At 66.2% G+C, this 17,522-nt stretch carries 18 protein-coding genes and 1 other RNA gene; 5 read left to right on the top strand and 14 right to left on the bottom strand.

All coding sequences use genetic code 11. The features are described 5' to 3' along the window. The first annotated feature begins 148 nt into the window (after positions 1–148). From CBM2594_RS03540 to CBM2594_RS03530, 3 genes are all read left to right on the top strand, one after another. Positions 149–1,540 (top strand): M23 family metallopeptidase, encoded by a 1,392-nt coding sequence (locus CBM2594_RS03540; RefSeq protein WP_116355627.1) that lies wholly within the window; start codon positions 149–151, stop codon positions 1,538–1,540. 11 nt (positions 1,541–1,551) lie between these two features. Beyond that, entirely contained in the window at positions 1,552–2,679 is a 1,128-nt protein-coding gene (locus CBM2594_RS03535) for an anhydro-N-acetylmuramic acid kinase (protein WP_116355626.1), read from the top strand. 124 nt (positions 2,680–2,803) lie between these two features. Next, complete coding sequence (locus tag CBM2594_RS03530) at positions 2,804–3,601, top strand: phytanoyl-CoA dioxygenase family protein (protein WP_116355625.1); 798 nt, start codon at positions 2,804–2,806, stop codon at positions 3,599–3,601. A 60-nt stretch (positions 3,602–3,661) separates the two neighbouring features. Here the strand turns inward: CBM2594_RS03530 and erpA are convergent, their stop codons facing one another. From erpA to rplM, 4 genes are all read right to left on the bottom strand, one after another. Next, the gene (gene erpA / locus CBM2594_RS03525) at positions 3,662–4,030 is read right to left on the bottom strand and encodes an iron-sulfur cluster insertion protein ErpA (RefSeq protein WP_010813904.1); all 369 of its coding nucleotides are present in this window, start codon (positions 4,028–4,030) and stop codon (positions 3,662–3,664) included. Between the two features lie 100 nt (positions 4,031–4,130). Then, the gene (locus CBM2594_RS03520) at positions 4,131–4,619 is read right to left on the bottom strand and encodes a bactofilin family protein (protein ID WP_116355624.1); all 489 of its coding nucleotides are present in this window, start codon (positions 4,617–4,619) and stop codon (positions 4,131–4,133) included. 258 nt (positions 4,620–4,877) lie between these two features. After that, positions 4,878–5,270: a 30S ribosomal protein S9 gene (rpsI, locus tag CBM2594_RS03515; RefSeq protein WP_012351769.1), complete on the bottom strand. Its 393-nt coding sequence runs from the start codon at positions 5,268–5,270 to the stop codon at positions 4,878–4,880. Positions 5,271–5,282: 12 nt separating this feature from the next. Next, positions 5,283–5,711, bottom strand: a complete 429-nt coding sequence (gene rplM / locus CBM2594_RS03510; protein ID WP_010813907.1) for a 50S ribosomal protein L13 — start codon at positions 5,709–5,711, stop codon at positions 5,283–5,285. A gap of 739 nt (positions 5,712–6,450) precedes the next feature. Between rplM and CBM2594_RS03505 the strand changes: the two genes are divergently transcribed. Continuing rightward, the gene (locus tag CBM2594_RS03505) at positions 6,451–6,873 is read left to right on the top strand and encodes an OsmC family protein (protein ID WP_116355623.1); all 423 of its coding nucleotides are present in this window, start codon (positions 6,451–6,453) and stop codon (positions 6,871–6,873) included. A 55-nt stretch (positions 6,874–6,928) separates the two neighbouring features. Here CBM2594_RS03505 and rnpB read toward each other — a convergent pair. The 5 genes from rnpB to CBM2594_RS03480 all read right to left on the bottom strand — a co-directional run bounded on the left by rnpB (position 6,929) and on the right by CBM2594_RS03480 (position 11,612). Next, an RNA gene (rnpB, locus tag CBM2594_RS03500) (RNase P RNA component class A) lies at positions 6,929–7,269 on the bottom strand. 43 nt (positions 7,270–7,312) lie between these two features. Further along, on the bottom strand, positions 7,313–8,149 hold the full coding sequence (locus CBM2594_RS03495) for a DUF3025 domain-containing protein (protein ID WP_116355622.1): 837 nt from the start codon (positions 8,147–8,149) through the stop codon (positions 7,313–7,315). Between the two features lie 4 nt (positions 8,150–8,153). Beyond that, the gene (pyrC, locus tag CBM2594_RS03490; protein WP_116355621.1) at positions 8,154–9,188 is read right to left on the bottom strand and encodes a dihydroorotase; all 1,035 of its coding nucleotides are present in this window, start codon (positions 9,186–9,188) and stop codon (positions 8,154–8,156) included. Between the two features lie 46 nt (positions 9,189–9,234). Next, entirely contained in the window at positions 9,235–10,542 is a 1,308-nt protein-coding gene (locus CBM2594_RS03485; protein ID WP_116355620.1) for a glycerate kinase type-2 family protein, read from the bottom strand. Further along, a complete protein-coding gene (locus tag CBM2594_RS03480) occupies positions 10,539–11,612 on the bottom strand; it encodes a tartrate dehydrogenase (protein ID WP_116355619.1) in 1,074 nt (357 codons plus the stop codon). Before CBM2594_RS03480 ends, CBM2594_RS03485 begins: the two co-directional genes overlap by 4 nt. Before the next feature lie 131 nt (positions 11,613–11,743). Here CBM2594_RS03480 and CBM2594_RS03475 point away from each other — a divergent pair, with 131 nt between their 5' ends. Further along, positions 11,744–12,574 carry a class II glutamine amidotransferase gene (locus CBM2594_RS03475; protein ID WP_062796820.1) on the top strand — a complete coding sequence of 277 codons (831 nt, stop codon included), beginning with the start codon at positions 11,744–11,746 and terminating at the stop codon, positions 12,572–12,574. 63 nt (positions 12,575–12,637) lie between these two features. Here CBM2594_RS03475 and CBM2594_RS03470 read toward each other — a convergent pair whose 3' ends face one another. From CBM2594_RS03470 to CBM2594_RS03450, 5 genes are all read right to left on the bottom strand, one after another. Continuing rightward, positions 12,638–13,372 carry an amino acid ABC transporter ATP-binding protein gene (locus tag CBM2594_RS03470; RefSeq protein WP_116355618.1) on the bottom strand — a complete coding sequence of 245 codons (735 nt, stop codon included), beginning with the start codon at positions 13,370–13,372 and terminating at the stop codon, positions 12,638–12,640. After that, positions 13,369–14,052: a glutamate/aspartate ABC transporter permease GltK gene (gene gltK, locus CBM2594_RS03465; RefSeq protein ID WP_116355617.1), complete on the bottom strand. Its 684-nt coding sequence runs from the start codon at positions 14,050–14,052 to the stop codon at positions 13,369–13,371. Before gltK ends, CBM2594_RS03470 begins: the two co-directional genes overlap by 4 nt. A 9-nt stretch (positions 14,053–14,061) precedes the next feature. Next, positions 14,062–14,790, bottom strand: a complete 729-nt coding sequence (locus CBM2594_RS03460; RefSeq protein WP_116355616.1) for an amino acid ABC transporter permease — start codon at positions 14,788–14,790, stop codon at positions 14,062–14,064. 63 nt (positions 14,791–14,853) lie between these two features. Continuing rightward, positions 14,854–15,753, bottom strand: a complete 900-nt coding sequence (locus tag CBM2594_RS03455; RefSeq protein WP_116355615.1) for a glutamate/aspartate ABC transporter substrate-binding protein — start codon at positions 15,751–15,753, stop codon at positions 14,854–14,856. Between the two features lie 265 nt (positions 15,754–16,018). Beyond that, on the bottom strand, positions 16,019–17,326 hold the full coding sequence (locus CBM2594_RS03450; protein ID WP_116355614.1) for a Glu/Leu/Phe/Val family dehydrogenase: 1,308 nt from the start codon (positions 17,324–17,326) through the stop codon (positions 16,019–16,021). Positions 17,327–17,522 lie beyond the last annotated feature (196 nt).

Below are 17,522 nucleotides of genomic sequence, written 5' to 3'. Positions count from 1 at the left end.
CCCGCCACTTTGCGCAGCAGTTTGCACAGCAAGGCAGGCGACCAAAATAACTGAATACTGAACAGCACGCGCCGCACCTCGGGGGAGGAAGGCAGACGAGACACATCGTCCCCGGCAGCGGGCTCAGACCAAGGTTGAATTTTACGTGATGTGGTCCAGACTCCGCGAAGTTTTCGCGCGTGAGCTGGTGGTGCTGGTCGATCCGACCAGCCCCCAGCATGCGCGGCGGCGCAAACAACTGACGGCCTCGGTCGGTGCGATCTTCACGCTCGGCATGGCCGCGGCCATGGGTGTCGCGCCGCGCAGCGCCTACGATGATCCGCGCGCCCCGCGCACGCAGCAGGCGCTGCGCATGCCCGACGTGCGCGAACAGCTCGAACAGCTCACCGACAGCCAGGCCGTGTACGTGCGCGAAGAGCGCATGCAGCGCGGCGACACCATTGCCAGCCTGCTCAAGCGGCTGGGCGTGGACGATGCCGACGCGCAGGCGTTCATCGTCAAGAACCCCACCGCGCGCGGCCTGTTCAACCTGAACCCGGGCCAGGCGGTGCAGGCGGAAATCGACGAGAGCAACACGCTGGTGTCGCTGCAGGCCAACCTGGGCGGCGACGCGGCGGCCTCGCGCGAGCTGGTGATCGAGCGCGTGCGCGCCGCCAGCGGCGACACCGCCGCCGCGTACAAGGCCAAGGTCCAGCGCGTCGACAACGACGTCCACTACGAGATGGCCTCGGGCGCGATTTCCGCGGGCGGCTTCTTCAAGGCCATGGACGCGGCCCACGTGCCCGACGAAGTGGTGCAGCAGATGCTGTCGATCTTCTCCGGCGTGATCGACTTCCACCACGACATCGCCGGCGGCGACCGCTTCCGCATCATCTATGAAGCGGGCTTCCGCGACGGCACCTTCGTGCGCAATGGCCGCGTGGTCGCGGTGGAGCTGATCAACCGCAACCAGCTGCACCAGGCGCTGTGGTTCGCGCCCGAGGGCAGCAAGGACGGCGGCGCCTACTACACCTTCGACGGGCGCAGCATGAAGCGGCCGTTCCTGCGTTCCCCGGTTGAGTTCTCGCGCGTGTCCTCGGGCTTCGGCGGCCGCGAGCATCCGCTGCATCACGACTGGGCCCAGCACAAGGGCGTCGACTTCGCCGCCCCGACCGGCACCAAGGTGCTCGCCACCGGCGACGGCATGGTCGAGTTCGTCGGCCAGCAGAACGGCTACGGCAACATCGTCATCCTGTCGCACCCCAACGGCTACTCCACCTACTACGCGCACCTGTCCGGCTTTGCTGGCATGCGCCAGGGGCAGACCGTGCGCCAGGGCCAGCTGATCGGCTATGTCGGCGCGACCGGCTGGGCCACCGGCCCGCACCTGCACTACGAGTTCCGCTTCAACGACGTGCCGCAGAACCCGCTGACCGTCACGCTGATGGAATCGCCGCCGCTGACCGGCAAGTCGCGCCAGGAATTCCTGACCTACACCAGCGGGCTACTCAGCCGCATCAACGCGCTGCGCACCTACAACGTGCTGACCGCCGCCAACTGAACGCGTCCACCGTGATCCCCGCGCCCGGCAGCGAACGCTATATCGGCATCATGTCCGGCACCAGCATGGACGGTGCCGACGCGGTGCTGGTCGATTTCAGCGGCGCACGGCCGGCGGTGCTGGCCGCTGCCAGCCAGCCCTTCCCCGACACGCTGCGCGCGGCCTTCGGCGCATTGCAGCAGCCGGGCGACGACGAGATCCACCGCGAGGCGCTGGCGGCCAACGCGCTGGCGCAGGTGTACGCGGACTGCGTCGCCGCGCTGCTGCGCGAGGCCCGCGTCGACGCCGCCGCGGTCGCCGCCATCGGCGCCCACGGCCAGACCATCCGCCACCGGCCCGGCCTCTACGACGGCATCGGCTATACCCGCCAGAGCCAGCATCCCGCGCGGCTGGCAGAACTGGCCGGCATCGACGTGGTGGCGGACTTCCGCAGCCGCGACCTCGCCGCCGGCGGACAGGGCGCGCCGCTGGTGCCGGCGCTGCACCACGCGCTGTTCGGCAGCGACACCGAAACCCGCGTCGCCTGCAATATCGGCGGCATTTCCAACATCAGCATCCTGCCGGCGGCAGGCGGACCCGTCAGCGGCTTCGACTGCGGGCCGGGCAATGCGCTGCTCGACTACTGGATCGGCCGCCACCGCGGCCTGGCCTTCGACAGCAACGGCGACTGGGCCGCCAGCGGGCGCGTCAACGCCGCGCTGCTGGCGCAGTGCCTGGCCGAGCCCTATTTCAGCGCCGCGCCGCCCAAGAGCACCGGGCGCGACCTGTTCCATCCCGGCTGGCTGGAAGCGCAACTGGCGGCGTTGCCGCAGCTTGCGCCGGCCGACGTGCAGGCCACCCTGGCCGCGCTGACCGCCGAGGCCATCGCGCGCGACGTGCGCACCGGCGCGCCCGCTGCGCGGCGGCTGATCGTCTGCGGCGGCGGCGCGCGCAATGCCTTCGTGATGGCGCGGCTGGCGCAAGCCCTGCCCGGTGTCGCCATCGAAACATCCGAAGACTACGGCGTGCCGGTATCGCAGGTCGAGGCCATCGCCTTTGCCTGGCTGGCGCGCCAGTGCCTGCTGCGCCTGCCCGGCAACGTGCCCACCGTGACCGGCGCCGCCGGGCCGCGCGTACTGGGCGCGATCTACCCGCGCTGAGCTCCCCGTCCGCGCCAGATCTCGGCGCTTTGCGTGTACCCATATCGCAACATGGGGAAAGCTAAGCTTTCCCTATCCCGGACGCATGGGGATACTTGGCCCATCGCCCCCCACAGACATCGCCATGGACATCACCCGGGAACAGATCGACACCTATCAACGCGACGGCGTGCTGGTCCTGCGCGGCGTCTTCACCGACTGGGTCGAGCGCCTGCGCGAGGGCTTTGCGCAGAACCTTGCCGAGCCGGGCCCCTTTGCCATCGAGAACGTCCGCGCCGGCGAAGGCGGGCGGTTTTTCGAGGACTATTGCAACTGGCAGCGCATCGACGCGTTCGCCGCCTTTATCCGCGAGTCGGCGGCGGCCGGGATCGCCGGGCAGATCATGCAGTCGCAGGCGGTGCAGGTGTTCCACGAGCACATCCTGGTCAAGGAGCCCGGCACCGCCAAGCCCACGCCGTGGCACCAGGACCTGCCCTACTACTGCGTCGACGGCACCCAGACCGCGAGCTACTGGATTCCGCTGGACCCGGTCACGCAGGCCAATACGCTGCGCGTGGTGGCCGGCTCGCATCGCTGGCCGCGGCTGGTTCGGCCCAAGCGCTGGGCCAGCAACGAGAACTTCTATGGCGGCGACGATGCCTTCATGGAGATGCCGGACGTGGAAGACGGCAGCCACACACTGCTCGCCCCGGAACTGGAACCGGGCGATGCGGTGGTGTTCGACTTCCGCACCGTGCATGGTGCCGCCGGCAATACCGGCACCGGCAGGCGGCGGGCGTTTTCGGCCCGGTTCCTGGGCGACGACGTGCGCTTCATGCAGCGGCCCGGGCGGACTTCGCCGCCGTTCCCCGGCATCGGCCAGCAGACCGGCGAGCGCCTGCGCGAAGACTGGTTTCCGGTGGTCTGGCGCGCCGCGCAGTAAGCCGGCGCAGGCAACAAAAAACGCACCCGAAGGTGCGTTTCTTGTTGAGTCCGGGACCGCTCAGACCGAGAACGACGAGCCGCAACCGCAGGTGGTCGAGGCATTCGGGTTCTTGATCACGAACTGCGCGCCGTTGATGTCTTCCTTGTAGTCGATCTCGGCGCCGACCAGGTACTGGTAGCTCATCGAGTCGATCAGCAGGGTGACGCCGTTCTTGACCATGGTGGTGTCGTCTTCGTTGACTTCCTCGTCGAAGGTGAAGCCGTACTGGAAGCCGGAGCAGCCGCCGCCCTGCACGAACACGCGCAGTTTCAGCTCGGCATTGCCCTCTTCCTCGATCAACTGCTTGACCTTGTCGGCGGCGCTGTCGGTAAAGACGAACGGTGCCGGCACGTCCTCGGTAACGGGTGCCTCTGCGACTGCGTTCATGGGGTGTTCTCCTGTTTAGATACGCCTGTATTCTAAGCGCTACTGGAAAATCGTGCCGAAACCTTGTGTTTTCAAGGGCTTCCGGCAGCGGGGGTCGCCGCTATGCGGCCTTTTCGGTGGGACTGGCTTCGGCAGCGGGAGTTTCCCCGGCGGGTGCCGGGTCGTTATCGGCCGCCTCCGTCACTTGCTGCGCCGGCGCGGCCTCGACCAGGTTCGGCAGCGCCTTGACCTCGCCCTGCACCATTGGCATCAGGCGGCCCTCGACCAGCGCGCCCTGGTGCATTTCGAGCGCGGCATAGCGCACGTCGCCCAGCACGCGCGCCTGCGGCTGCAGCTCGAGCAGGTCGGCGGCCTGCACCGGGCCCTTGACGGTGCCGTTCAGCACCAGGTGGCCGACGCTGATCTCGCCCTCGACCATGCCCTTCTCGCTGACCACCAGCATGCTGGGCTTGCCCGGCGCCGCGGTCACGTTGCCGCGCACGCGGCCATCCAGGCGCAGGCCGCCGGCAAACACCAGGTCGCCGTCGATGGCGGTGTCTTCGCCAATCAGCGTATCGATCGAAAGGCCTTTCTTCTTGGAAAACAGCATGACTCTCACTCCTCTCTCGTTCGTGCCAGGCTGGCCTGCCCGTGGCGCAACCGCGACGGCAAGCCGGACTTGCCGTCGGCGACAGGGCGTGATTGTAGCCGCGCGCGGCCGGATACCCCACAAAAGTATGGCGGCCTGCCCGCTATGACGGCAACACCCCGCCGCTTCCGTAGCCCGCACACGAAAAAAAACCGCACGGCCAGCGTGCGGTTTTTCTGGTCTCGCCAGATCCGGCCGGGCCGGACCCGCGACAACGCATCAGCGCTTCGAGAACTGCTTGCGACGACGCGCCTTGTGGAAGCCGACCTTCTTACGCTCGACTTCACGTGCATCGCGCGTGACGTAGCCAGCCTTCGACAGGGCCGACTTCAGAGTCGCATCGTAGTCGATCAGGGCGCGGGTGATGCCGTGGCGCACTGCGCCGGCCTGGCCGGTTTCGCCGCCGCCGGTGACGTTGACCTTGATGTCGAACGTTTCAGCGTGAGCGGTCAGTTCCAGCGGCTGGCGCACGATCATCAGCGAGGTTTCGCGAGCGAAATACTCTTTGATGGGCTTGCCGTTGACGACGATGTCGCCCTTGCCCGACTTGATGAAGACACGTGCCACAGCGCTCTTGCGGCGGCCAGTACCGTAATTCCAGTTACCGATCATGGATTGGCCTCCTTAGATTTCCAGCGCCTTGGGCTGCTGCGCTTCGTGCGGATGCTCGGCTTCGGCGTACACCTTCAGCTTCTTGATCATCGCGTAGCCCAGCGGACCCTTCGGCAGCATGCCCTTGACAGCCTTTTCCAGGGCACGGCCCGGGAAACGCTGCTGCATCTTGCCGAACGTCGTTTCGTAGATACCGCCCGGGTAGCCCGAATGGCGATAGTACTTCTTGTCCGTTTCCTTGGTACCCGTGACACGCAGCTTGGCTGCATTGACGATGATGATGTAATCACCCGTGTCGACGTGCGGAGTGAATTCCGGCTTGTGCTTGCCGCGCAGACGGCGTGCCACTTCGCTGGCGACACGGCCGAGGACTTTGTCCGTCGCGTCAATCACGTACCAGTCGCGCTTTACCTCGTGAGGCTTGGCGGAAAAGGTCTTCATGATTTTTCCTGACTATGAGTTCGTGCCCGTAATCCGACTCGCGAAGGCTTGTGCTCGCCCCTGCAAGTCTTGTGGCTGCCCGAGATGGGTGGCCGGGTCCTGCATTTCTTCTTCCGCGGGCATGACGGAAAAGCCCTCGATTATACTGGGGACCGTGGCGAGCGCACAAGCAAAGACTGCGGTTTTCGTCAAGATCACCGCGGATTGCCGCGAAATTGCCGCGGCTATGGGCCGATCGAGGCACCCGGCCACCTGGCGCCAGCGCAATATGCAGGGGCGAAAAAAAACCCAAGCGTTTGAGCTTGGGTTTGAATCCACCAAAGGAGGAGGGTGGAGGAGACACTTGGAGATCGACGGAGGAACCTGCGGGCGGTGCGGAGGGGCTTGGCCTGGGGCTTCGCTTTCGCACTCTGGCGCGCTGTCAGCGCCGTCGTTCAATGATTGGAATTATACCTAGGGTTTGCCCGGATGCAAGGGAAATTTGCAGTGCGAAATGTGATTTCGCATTACGGAACGTTAACGGACACGGACAAATCTCCATATTTCCATTAAAAATCAAATACTTGAAGAAGGGACAGGCATGTCACCAAACCGTCATACTAGAGGAAACCCTCAGATTTCCTAGGGTTATCGGCCCCGATGTCCCCACTCCGGCGTTGCCATATACTGGGAAATGCAAGATTCGAGATCACTCGCTTGTGATCGCAAACCGACAATACAAGGTACAGGAACGAACAAAATGGAATGCAAAGTAACATGGATGGGCGCCGACGGCATGAGCTTCGTGGCCCAGACCGGCAGCGGCCATATCGTGGCGATGGACGGTGCCCCGGAGGGCGGCGGCCACAACCTGGCGCCGCGACCCATGGAAATGGTGCTGCTGGGCACCGGCGGCTGCACCGCCTATGACGTGGTGCTGATCCTCAAGCGCGGCCGCCAGGACGTCACCGGCTGCAGCGTGCAGCTGCAGGCCGAGCGCGCCGGCGAAGACCCCAAGGTGTTCACCCGCATCAACTTCCATTTTGTGGTGACCGGCAAGAATCTCAACCCCGCCACGGTCGAGCGCGCCATCAAGCTGTCGCACGAGAAATACTGCTCGGCGTCGATCATGCTGGCCAGGACGGCCGAGATCACGCACACGCTGGAAATCGTCGAAGGCTGAGGGAAGATGGGCCGGCCCGGTGTGCCGCGCGGGCGCCGGGCCGTGCCGAAGACTGAAGCAAAGCAGGCCGATAAGCCGGATTCTGTGCGCCCCGCCCGCCTTGCGGCGAGCAGTGCGTGACAACCATTCCTCTAGGCCGGCTGTTACCAGCCGGCTCCAGCTCCCTACCCGCAGACTCAGCGGGCCGCTTCATCGCCTGCCTATTTGGGATTGCTCCAGGTGGAGGTTACCGCGTTTCACCCTTGCCGCCGGGCGAACCCGGTGGCAAGACTCGTCTCTGTGGCCCTATTCCGCACGTTGCCGTGGATGGCTGTTAGCCAACACCCTGCCCTGTGGAGTCCGGACTTTCCTCCCCCTGCACCTTGCGGTGCAGGCAGCGGTTGCCTGGCCTGCTTTGCGGCCCGCAGTCTAACACCGATTGCTTGCCGATGCCGGGGCTTCAGCCGGCATCCGGGTCGCGGCGCCGGCCGGGACGGAACACGGTGGCATCGGCATAAAAGTCCGAGTGCGCGTTGTCGTCGCACCAGCCCGGGATGCCCATCACCGGCAGCGGCGCAAAGCTGCGTCCGCCGCGCAAGGCGCCGGCATCGGCCGCGGCTTGCAGTGATCCGGCAAGCACCGTGTCGAGCGCGGGGTCGCCGGGCACGCGCGGCAGTGGCCATGCATGCGCCGTCACCGACTTGTACGGCTGCACCAGTTTTTCGAGCAAGGCGTGGCCGAACGGCACCACCGCGCAGTCCGTTCCCCATGCGGCCCGGGCGTCGACGAACAGCGGCTTCCAGGCAAACCCCCTGAGCGCCGCGGCCAGGCTAGCGTCGGTGCTGAGGAACAGCACGGCGTTCTCATCGAACAGCGTGGCCGCATCGCGCACGCCGCCGCGGGCGGTCTGCACGCCCTCGCGGGCGATGACCGCGGCCTGGATCTGGTTGAGCGCGCGCTTGGCCTGCGGGAAATGCAGCCAGATCAGCGCGTTGAAGAAATCGTGGAGATTGTCGCGGGTGGGAACTTCGCCGGTGGCGTGGATATGGGCTTCGTAGGCGCTGCCGTGCGGCAAGGCGTGCTGGGCGACGAAGCGCAGCGGCAGGCCGCGCGCATTGCGCAAGTCCAGTGCCGCGGCATGTGCGTCGAGCGCGCTGCGAAGGTCGGCTCCGTCCTGCACTGCCGCGGCCAGCGCGGCGCCTTGTGCGGCAAAAGGCTGGAACCACGGCCGGGACCAGTCGATCCCGGCCAGTGCGGCGGCGAACTGCGCGCCGGCCGCCGTCTGCTGCGTGCGCAAGGCTTCAGCGTGCCTTCCAGCGCAGCGTCTCGCCGCCGCGCAGCGGCACCAGCGTGGTGTCGCCGTAGGGCAGTTCGGCCGGCAGTTCCCAGTCTTCGCGCTCCAGCGTCAGCGTGCCGGTGTTGCGCGGCAGGCCGTAAAAGGCCGGGCCGTTGAAGCTGGCAAAGGCTTCCAGCTTGTCGAGCGCGCCGGCGGCGTCGAAGGCCTCGGCGTACAGCTCCATCGCATGCAGCGCGGTATAGCAGCCGGCGCAGCCGCAGGCGTGCTCTTTCAGGCCGCGCGCGTGCGGGGCGCTGTCGGTGCCCAGGAAGAAGCGCTCGCTGCCCGAGGTGGCGGCCGCCACCAACGCCTCGCGGTGGGTTTCGCGCTTGAGCACCGGCAGGCAGTAGTAGTGCGGGCGGATGCCGCCCGTGAAGATGGCGTTGCGGTTGTAGAGCAGGTGGTGCGCGGTGATGGTGGCGCCGACCGGGCCGCTGGCGTCGCGCACGTACTGCGCCGCATCCTTGGTGGTGATGTGCTCGAACACCACCTTCAGCTCGGGCATGTCGCGGCGCAGCGGGCTCATCACCTGCTCGATGAAGACGGCCTCGCGGTCGAAGATGTCGATGGCCGGGTCGGTGACTTCGCCGTGCACCAGCAGCGGCAGGCCGGCGCGCTGCATCGCTTCCAGCGCCGGGTAGCAGCGGCGGATATCGGTCACGCCGGCGTCGCTGTTGGTGGTTGCGCCCGCCGGATAGAGCTTGACGCCGTGCACGAAGCCGCTGGCCTTGGCCGCCGCGATTTCCTCGGCGCTGGTGTTGTCGGTCAGGTACAGCGTCATCAGCGGCTCGAACTGCATGCCGGCCGGCAGCGCCGCCAGGATGCGGGCGCGATAGGCCTGCGCCTGCGCCACCGTGGTGACCGGCGGCTTCAGGTTGGGCATGACGATGGCGCGGGCAAACTGGCGGGCGGTGTCGGGCAGCACGGCAGCCAGCGCCGCGCCGTCGCGCAGGTGCAGGTGCCAGTCGTCCGGGCGGGTGATGGTGAGCTTCTGGGTCATGGCTAGCTTGGGGCCGGCCGCGGGCGGCGGCCGGCGTTCGTCGGAATCAGAGAATCAGGATGGCGCGGTAGTCGTTGACGTTGGTGCGCGTCGGGCCGGTGACGACCAGGTCGCCGATGGCATCGAACAGGCCCCACGCGTCGTGCGCGTCCAGCTGGTGCTGGCCGGGCATGCCGGCGGCCTCGGCGCGCGCCAGCGTGGTCGGGTCGGCCAGCGCGCCGGCATTGTCTTCCGAGCCGTCGATGCCGTCGGTGTCGGCGGCGATCGCGTACACATCGGGCATGCCTGCCAGTTCGACCGCCAGCGACAGCAGGAACTCCGAGCAGCGCCCGCCACGCGCCTTGCTCGCGCCGCCGCCGGCCGGCAAAGTGACCGTGCACTCACCTCCGGAGATCAGCGCCACGGGCGCGGCAAACGGCGCATTGTACGCGCGAATCTCGCGCACCAGCGCGGCATAGACCCGCGCCACCTCGCGCGCCTCGCCGGTCACCGTGTCACCCAGCACCACCGGCGTGACGCCGCGCTGGCGGAACAGCGCGGCGGCGGCTTCGAGGCTGCCGTGGGCGGTGGCGATCATCAGGTTGTCGACACGTTCGAACAACGGATCGCCGGGCTTGGGGGTCTCGGGCACCTCGCCGCGCGCGCCGCGCTCCAGGTGCGACTGCACGCTGGCCGGCACCCGGGCGCCGTAGCGGCGCAGGATCTGCAGCGCATCATCGAACGTGCTCGGGTCGGCCACGGTCGGGCCCGAGGCGATCGCGCTGGGATCGTCGCCGGCCACGTCCGAGACGATCAGCGTGGTCACCGGCGCCTGGCTCGACTGCGCCAGCCGGCCGCCCTGGATGCGCGAGATGTGCTTGCGCACGATGTTCATGTCGGTGATCGGCGCGCCACAGCGCAGCAATTCGCGGGTGGTCGCCTTCAGGTCGGCCATCGGGATGCCCTCGGCCGGCAGCGACAACAGGCTCGAGCCGCCGCCCGAGACCAGCACCAGCAGCCGGTCCTGCGGCGTCAGCGACTGCACCGCGGCCAGGATCTGCGCCGCGGCCTGCTCGCCCGACTCGTCGGGCACCGGATGGCCTGCCTCGATCACGCGGATCTGTTCGGTCGGCAGCCCGTGCGCATAGCGCGTGACCACCAGCCCTTCCAGCGTCGCCTTGCCGGCGTAGGCGCGCTCGACCGCCGCGGCCATCGATGCCGCGGCCTTGCCCGCGCCAACGACCAGCGTGCGGCCGCCGGCGTACGGCGGCGGCAGGTGCTGTGCGACGATCCGCAGCGGATCGGCCGCGGCCACGGCGGCGTGGAAGGTCTCCAGCAGCAATGCGCGGGCGTCGCCCGCAAACGCGGCGCTCACAGCGCCTCCGCGATGGCGCGCCCCAGCTCCGCGGTGCCGGCCTTGCCGCCGATGTCGCGCGTCAGCGGCGCGTGTTCGGGCCCGGCGGCCAGCACCTGCTCGATCGCGCCCAGCACGGCGGCGCCGGCCTCGTCATGGCCGAGGTGCTCGAGCATCATGGCGCCGCACCAGATCTGCCCGATCGGGTTGGCCACGCCGCGCCCGGCGATGTCCGGGGCCGAGCCGTGCACCGGCTCGAACAGGCTGGGGAAGGTCCGGTCCGGATTGATATTGCCCGACGGCGCGATGCCGATGGTGCCGGTGCAGGCCGGGCCCAGGTCGGACAGGATGTCGCCGAACAGGTTGCTGGCGACCACCACGTCGAACCAGTCCGGATGCTGGACGAAATGCGCGGTCAGGATGTCGATGTGGTACTTGTCGACTTTGATGCCGGGGTAGTTCGCCGCCATCGCCTCGACACGCTCGTCCCAGTACGGCATCGTGATCGAGATGCCGTTGGATTTGGTGGCCGAGGTCAGGTGCTTCTTCGGGCGCTTCTGGGCCAGCTCGAAGGCGAACTTCAGGATGCGGTCGACGCCGGTGCGGCTCATCACGGTTTCCTGCACCACGATCTCGCGCTCGGTGCCGGGGAACATGCGCCCGCCGATGCTGGAGTACTCGCCCTCGGTGTTCTCGCGCACCACGTAGAAATCGATGTCACCCGGCTGGCGGCCGGCCAGCGGGCTTTTGATGCCCGGCATCAGCCGCACCGGGCGCAGGTTCACGTACTGGTCGAACGACCGGCGGAACTGCAGCAGCGAGCCCCACAGCGAGACATGGTCAGGCACCGCATCCGGCCAGCCGACCGCGCCGAAATAGATGGCGTCGTACTTGACCAGCGTGTCGAACCAGTCGTCCGGCAGCATCTTGCCGTGGCGGGCGTAGTAGTCGCAGCTGGAAAAATCGAAGTGATCCCACTGGAAGTCGATGCCGAAGCGGCGCGCCGCGGCGTCCATCACGCGGATGCCCTCGGGCATGACTTCCGTGCCGATTCCGTCTCCGGGAATCACGGCAATCTTGTATTGGCTCATCGTTCTCGGGATTGCTAGCAGGTAGGGTGGCGCCGGGGCGCCCGCGGCTTGCTTGGCAGCGGCGCGGGCGCGCGGGATAATGCCTGCATTCTATTGCAAAGCGGCAGCCCGCTGCCGACCGGTGCCCCGACATGTGCCAGCTGCTAGGCATGAACTGCGCCACGCCGACCGACGTGACGTTCTCCTTCACCGGCTTTGCCGCGCGCGGCGGCCTGACCGACCACCACGCCGACGGCTTCGGTGTCGCCTTCTTCGAGGACAAGGCCTGCCGCCTGTTCATCGACAACCAGTCCGCCGGCACCTCGCCGGTGGCGGACCTGATCAAGCGCTACCCGATCAAGTCCAAGAACGTCATCTCGCATATCCGCAAGGCCACGCAAGGCACCGTGCTGCTGGAGAACTGCCACCCCTTCATGCGCGAGCTGTGGGGCCGGCACTGGATCTTTGCCCATAACGGCGACCTGCACGGCTTCACCCCGTTCCTGTCCGGCGTCTACCAGCCGGTGGGCGACACCGACAGCGAACTGGCCTTCTGCACGTTGATGCAGGGCCTGCGCAAGCGCTTCCCGGGCTCGCAGCCGCCGCTGAACGAGCTGGGCCACGCGCTGGCCGACATCACCCGCGAAATCACGCTGCACGGCGTGTTCAACTACCTGCTGTGCAACGGGCAGGCGCTGTTCGCGCACTGCTCGACCCGCCTCTACTACATCGTGCGGCAATGGCCGTTCTCGACCGCGCACCTGATCGACGCCGACCTGTCGATCGACTTCGCGCAGGTGACCACGCCGGACGACCGCGTCGCCGTGATCGCCACCGCGCCGCTGACCGACAACGAGACCTGGACCCAGTTCGCCCCGGGCGAACTGATCATGTTCGAGCACGGGCGCCCGACCATGACGCTGACGGTGCCGATCCCGCCCGAGGTCCAGGCCAAGAACGCAGCCAATACTGCCTGCACCTGAGCGCTTGCGGCACAAAGAAAAAGGGACGCCTCGGCGTCCCTTTTCCATGGGGCGGCGATCCGCTCAGTGATGCAGGATCTTCGACAGGAACTGGCGCGCGCGTTCCGAACGGGCGTCGATATTGCCGAAGAACTCTTCCTTGTCGGCGTCTTCGACGATCTTGCCCTGGTCCATGAAGATCACGCGGTTGGCCACCTTGCGCGCGAAGCCCATTTCGTGGGTCACGCACATCATGGTCATGCCTTCGTGCGCCAGCTGCACCATCACGTCCAGCACTTCGTTGACCATTTCCGGGTCCAGCGCCGAAGTGGGTTCGTCGAACAGCATGCAGATCGGGTCCATCGACAGCGCGCGGGCAATCGCCACGCGCTGCTGCTGGCCGCCCGACAACTGGCCGGGGTATTTGTCGGCCTGATTCCGCAGGCCGACGCGATCCAGGTACTTCAGGCCCTTGGCCATCGCTTCATCCCTGGAGCGGCCCAGCACCTTCACTTGCGCGATGGTCAGGTTCTCGGTGATCGACAGGTGCGGGAACAGCTCGAAGTTCTGGAACACCATGCCCACGCGCGAACGCAGCTTGGGCAGGTTGGTCTTGGGGTTGCCCACCGAGGTGCCGTCGACCAGGATGTCGCCCTTCTGGAACGGCTCGAGCGCGTTGACGGTCTTGATCAGCGTGGACTTGCCCGAGCCCGACGGGCCGCACACCACCACCACTTCACCCTTGGCGACCTTGGTCGTGCAATCGGTCAGCACCTGGAAGGAGCCATACCACTTGGAAACGTTATTGATTTCGATCATACAGCCACCTTTTTCTGGTAACGCTTGACCAGCAGCGAAGCGGAGAAACAAATGATGAAGTACACCAGGCCGGCGAACAGCAGCATCTCGACGATGCGCCCGTCGCGCTCGCCGATGCCGTAGGCCTGGCCGAAGAAGTCGGCCAGCGCGCTGACGTACACCAGCGACGTATCCTGGAACAGGATGATGCCCTGGGTCAGCAGCAGCGGCACCATGTTGCGGAACGCCTGCGGCAGAATCACCAGCCGCATCGACTGCCCGTAGGTCATGCCCAGCGCCTGCGCGGCGAACATCTGCCCGCGCGACACGCTCTGGATGCCGGCGCGGATGATCTCGGAGTAGTACGCCGCCTCGAACAGCGCGAACGCCACCAGCGCCGAGGTCATGCGCAGGTCGGTCGCCGGCGACAGGTTGAACAGGCCCTGCAACACCTGCGGGATGATCAGGAAGAACCACAGCAGCACCATCACCAGCGGGATGGAGCGGAATACGGTCACGTAGCCCTGCGCGAACCAGTTCAGCAGCCGGAACGACGACAGCCGCATCATCGCGAGGATGGTGCCCCAGACGATGCCGACCACCACCGCGGTGACGGTGATCTTCAGCGAGACCATCATGCCCTCGCCCAGCACATGCAGCGTGCTCGGGTTGATCGAGGTGAAATCGAAGGAATAAGCCATGGCGCCCCCTTACTTGCCGCCGATAAAGCCGGGCACGCGCGTGCGGGCTTCCACCCAGCGCATGATCAGCATCACCGTCACGTTGATCAGCGCGTACATCAGCGTGACCGCGATGAACGATTCATACGGACGCGCGGTGTAGTCCACCAGCTGGCGCCCCTGCGCGGCCAGTTCCAGCAGGCCGATGGTCGACGCCACCGCCGAGTTCTTGAAGATGTTCAGGAATTCGGAGGTCAGCGGCGGCACGATCACGCGGAACGCCATCGGCAGCAGCACGTGGCGGTAGGTCTGCGGCAGCGTGAAGCCCATCGCCAGGCCGGCGTTCTTCTGTCCGCGCGCGAGCGAGTTGATGCCCGAGCGCACCTGCTCGCAGACCCGCGCGGCGGTGAACGTGCCCAGGCACAGCATGGCGGCCAGGAACTGCTGCGCGAACGGGTTCATCTGCTTGATCGCCTCGCCGCCGGGCAGCAGCTCGGGCGCGACGAAGTACCAGATGAACAGCTGCACCAGCAGCGGGATGTTGCGGAAAATCTCGACATAGGTGGCGGCAATGCCCGCCAGCCATTTGTTCGGCACCGTTCGCAGCACGCCGAGCACCGAGCCGATGACCAGGGCAATGACCCAGGACGAAAGCCCCAGCGCGAGCGTTACCTTCAGGCCGGAGATCATCCAGTCCAGGTAGGTCTCGTTCTGGGCGGCCTGTTCGAGGAAAACTCCCCAATGCCAGTTGTAGTTCATGTTGCGTCCTCAAAAAGAAACGGAAGGACGAGCCTTCCGTTTCGCAATGCTGTCAACGGCAGGTCAGTCCAGCGCCTTGTCGTTAGGCGCCTTGATCAGCGCCTTCATGTCTTCGGACAGCGGGAAGTCCAGGTTCAGGCCCTTGGGCGGAACCGGTTGCATGAACCACTTGGTGTACAGGGTGTTGATCGAGCCGTCCTTCATCATGCCGGAGATCACGGTGTCGGACAGCTTCTTGAACTGCGGGTCGTCCTTGCGGATCATGCAGCCGTAGGACTCGCGCGATTGCGGCTTGCCCACCACGATCCAGTCGGCCGGGTTCTTGGCCTTGGCGCGCTCGCCGTACAGCAGCGCGTCATCCATCATGAACGCGACCGCGCGGCCCGATTCCAGCGTCAGGAACGACTGGCCATGGTCCTTGGTGCTGATGATGTTCACGCCCAGCTTCTGCTCGTCGTTCATCTTGCGCAGCAGGCGCTCCGACGTGGTGCCGGCGGTGGTGACGACATTCTTGCCCTTCAGGTCGGCCCAGTCCTTGATGCCGGCGTCCTTCTTCACCATGATGCGGGTGCCGATGATGAAGATGGAGTTGGTGAACGCGACCTGCTTCTGGCGTTCCAGGTTGTTGGTGGTGGAACCGCACTCGATGTCGATGGTGCCGTTCTGCAGCAGCGTGATGCGGTTCTGCGAGGTGATCGGGATTTCCTTGACCTGCAGGTTGGGCAGCTTCAGCTGGTCCTTGATGGCTTCCACGATCTTCATGTTGATATCGTAGGAATAGCCGACCTGGCGCACGCCGCCCAGGTTGTAGTTGAACGGAATCGACGACTCGCGCACGCCGAGCGTGATGACGCCGGTGTCCTTGATCTTCTTCAGCGTGCCCGTCAGTTGTTCGGCTGCCTGTGCCGTCCCGCACATAACACCCCCGGCAATCATCAGGGCAGCCAACTTGGCGAAATTCATAACATCTCCTTGACCATGAAGAGAAAGCGGGATTCTAAGAATAAAACCCCCACTGGTGAAACAGTATTGCGCAGCATCCGCCGCAATACAACTGGGTTTTCTCCTAGAACCCCACTTCGGGGCAATCCGTGCGCAGCGCGTCCGGATACGACAACGCGGTCTCCGGCGCTTGCCGGAGACCGCGTCTGACGGTCATGAAAACGGGGCCGCGGCGATTATTGCACCGCACCATACGAGTGCCTCGCCCCGGCCCTGCCTGCCCCGTTCAGGGGTACAGGCCGCGCATTTCGCGCGCCTGCAGGATCCGCGTACAGGCCACGATAAACGCCGCCGTGCGCAGCGTCACCTTGTTTTCCTGTGCCACCTGCCAGATTGCCCGGAAGGCTTCTTGCATGATCCGTACCAGGCGCTGGTTGATCTCTTCCTCGGTCCAGAAGAAGCTCGAGAAATCCTGCACCCATTCGAAGTAGGACACGGTCACGCCGCCGGCGTTGGCGATCACGTCCGGGCAGACCAGGATATTGCGCTCGCGCAGGATGTCATCGGCCTGCGGCGTGGTCGGGCCGTTGGCGCCCTCGATCACCAGCTTTGCCGTGATCTTCGGCGCGTTGTCGACGGTAATCTGGCCTTCCAGCGCGGCCGGGATCAGGATGTCGCAGTCGACTTCCCAGAACTGCTCGGTACGCAGGACTTCGCCGCGGAAGCCGTCGATGGTGCCGCTGTGCGAGGCATATTCCATCATCGCCGGCACGTCCAGGCCGGCCGGGTCGAACAGCGTGGTGCGGTGGTCCTGCACCGCCACTACCTTGGCGCCGGCCTCATGGAACAGCTTGGCGGCCACCGCGCCGACATTGCCGAAGCCCTGCACCGCCACGCGCGCGCCCTTGACCTCGAGGCCGATATTGCGCGCGGCCTCGGAGCCGACCACGAACACGCCGCGGCCGGTGGCCTCGTGGCGGCCCAGCGAGCCGCCCAGCGAAATCGGCTTGCCGGTCACGACGCCGGTCGCGGTGCTGCCCGAGTTCATCGAATAGGTGTCCATCATCCACGCCATCACCTGCGCGTTGGTGTTGACGTCCGGCGCCGGAATGTCCTTGCTCGGCCCGATGATGATGTTGATCTCGCTGGTGTAGCGGCGCGTCAGGCGCTCCAGCTCGGCGTGCGACAGCGTGCGCGGGTCGACGCGGATGCCGCCCTTGGCACCGCCGTACGGCACGTTGACCGCGGCGTTCTTCACCGACATCCAGGCCGACAGCGCCATCACCTCGGACAGGGTCACGTCCTGGTGGAAGCGCACGCCGCCCTTGCCCGGGCCGCGCGACAGGTTGTGCTGCACCCGGTAGCCCTCGAAGTGGGCGATGGTGCCGTTATCGAGTTCGATGGGGACGTCGACGACCAGGGCGCGCTTGGGACGCTTCAGGGTCTCGACCCAGCGCGCCAGCGAACCCAGGTAGGGCGTGACGCGGTCGACTTGCTGCAGGTAGATGCCCCAGGGGCCGAGGTTGTCGGCGTTGAGGTAAGACGGGAGTGCGTGCTTTTGGCCAGCAATATTGGTCGGTGCTGCGGAAGACATCGGGGTGGTTTCCGGGGTGGAAGATGGGCGCAAGCTTAGGCTTGGCGGCCGGTCGGAATCCAATGCCGTTTGTTCATCCGGTCATGCAAAACATGCATAACGTTTCTGCGAACCGGCTGGGTACTCCCTCTCCCTTTGGGAGAGGGTTGGGGTGAGGGCCGGGCGTAGCCGCGAAGTCCGGGCATTCGGTATGCCA

This window comes from Cupriavidus taiwanensis, from assembly GCF_900249755.1.
GTDB lineage: Bacteria > Pseudomonadota > Gammaproteobacteria > Burkholderiales > Burkholderiaceae > Cupriavidus > Cupriavidus taiwanensis_D.
This window is presented reverse-complemented; position numbering and strand designations above follow the sequence as displayed.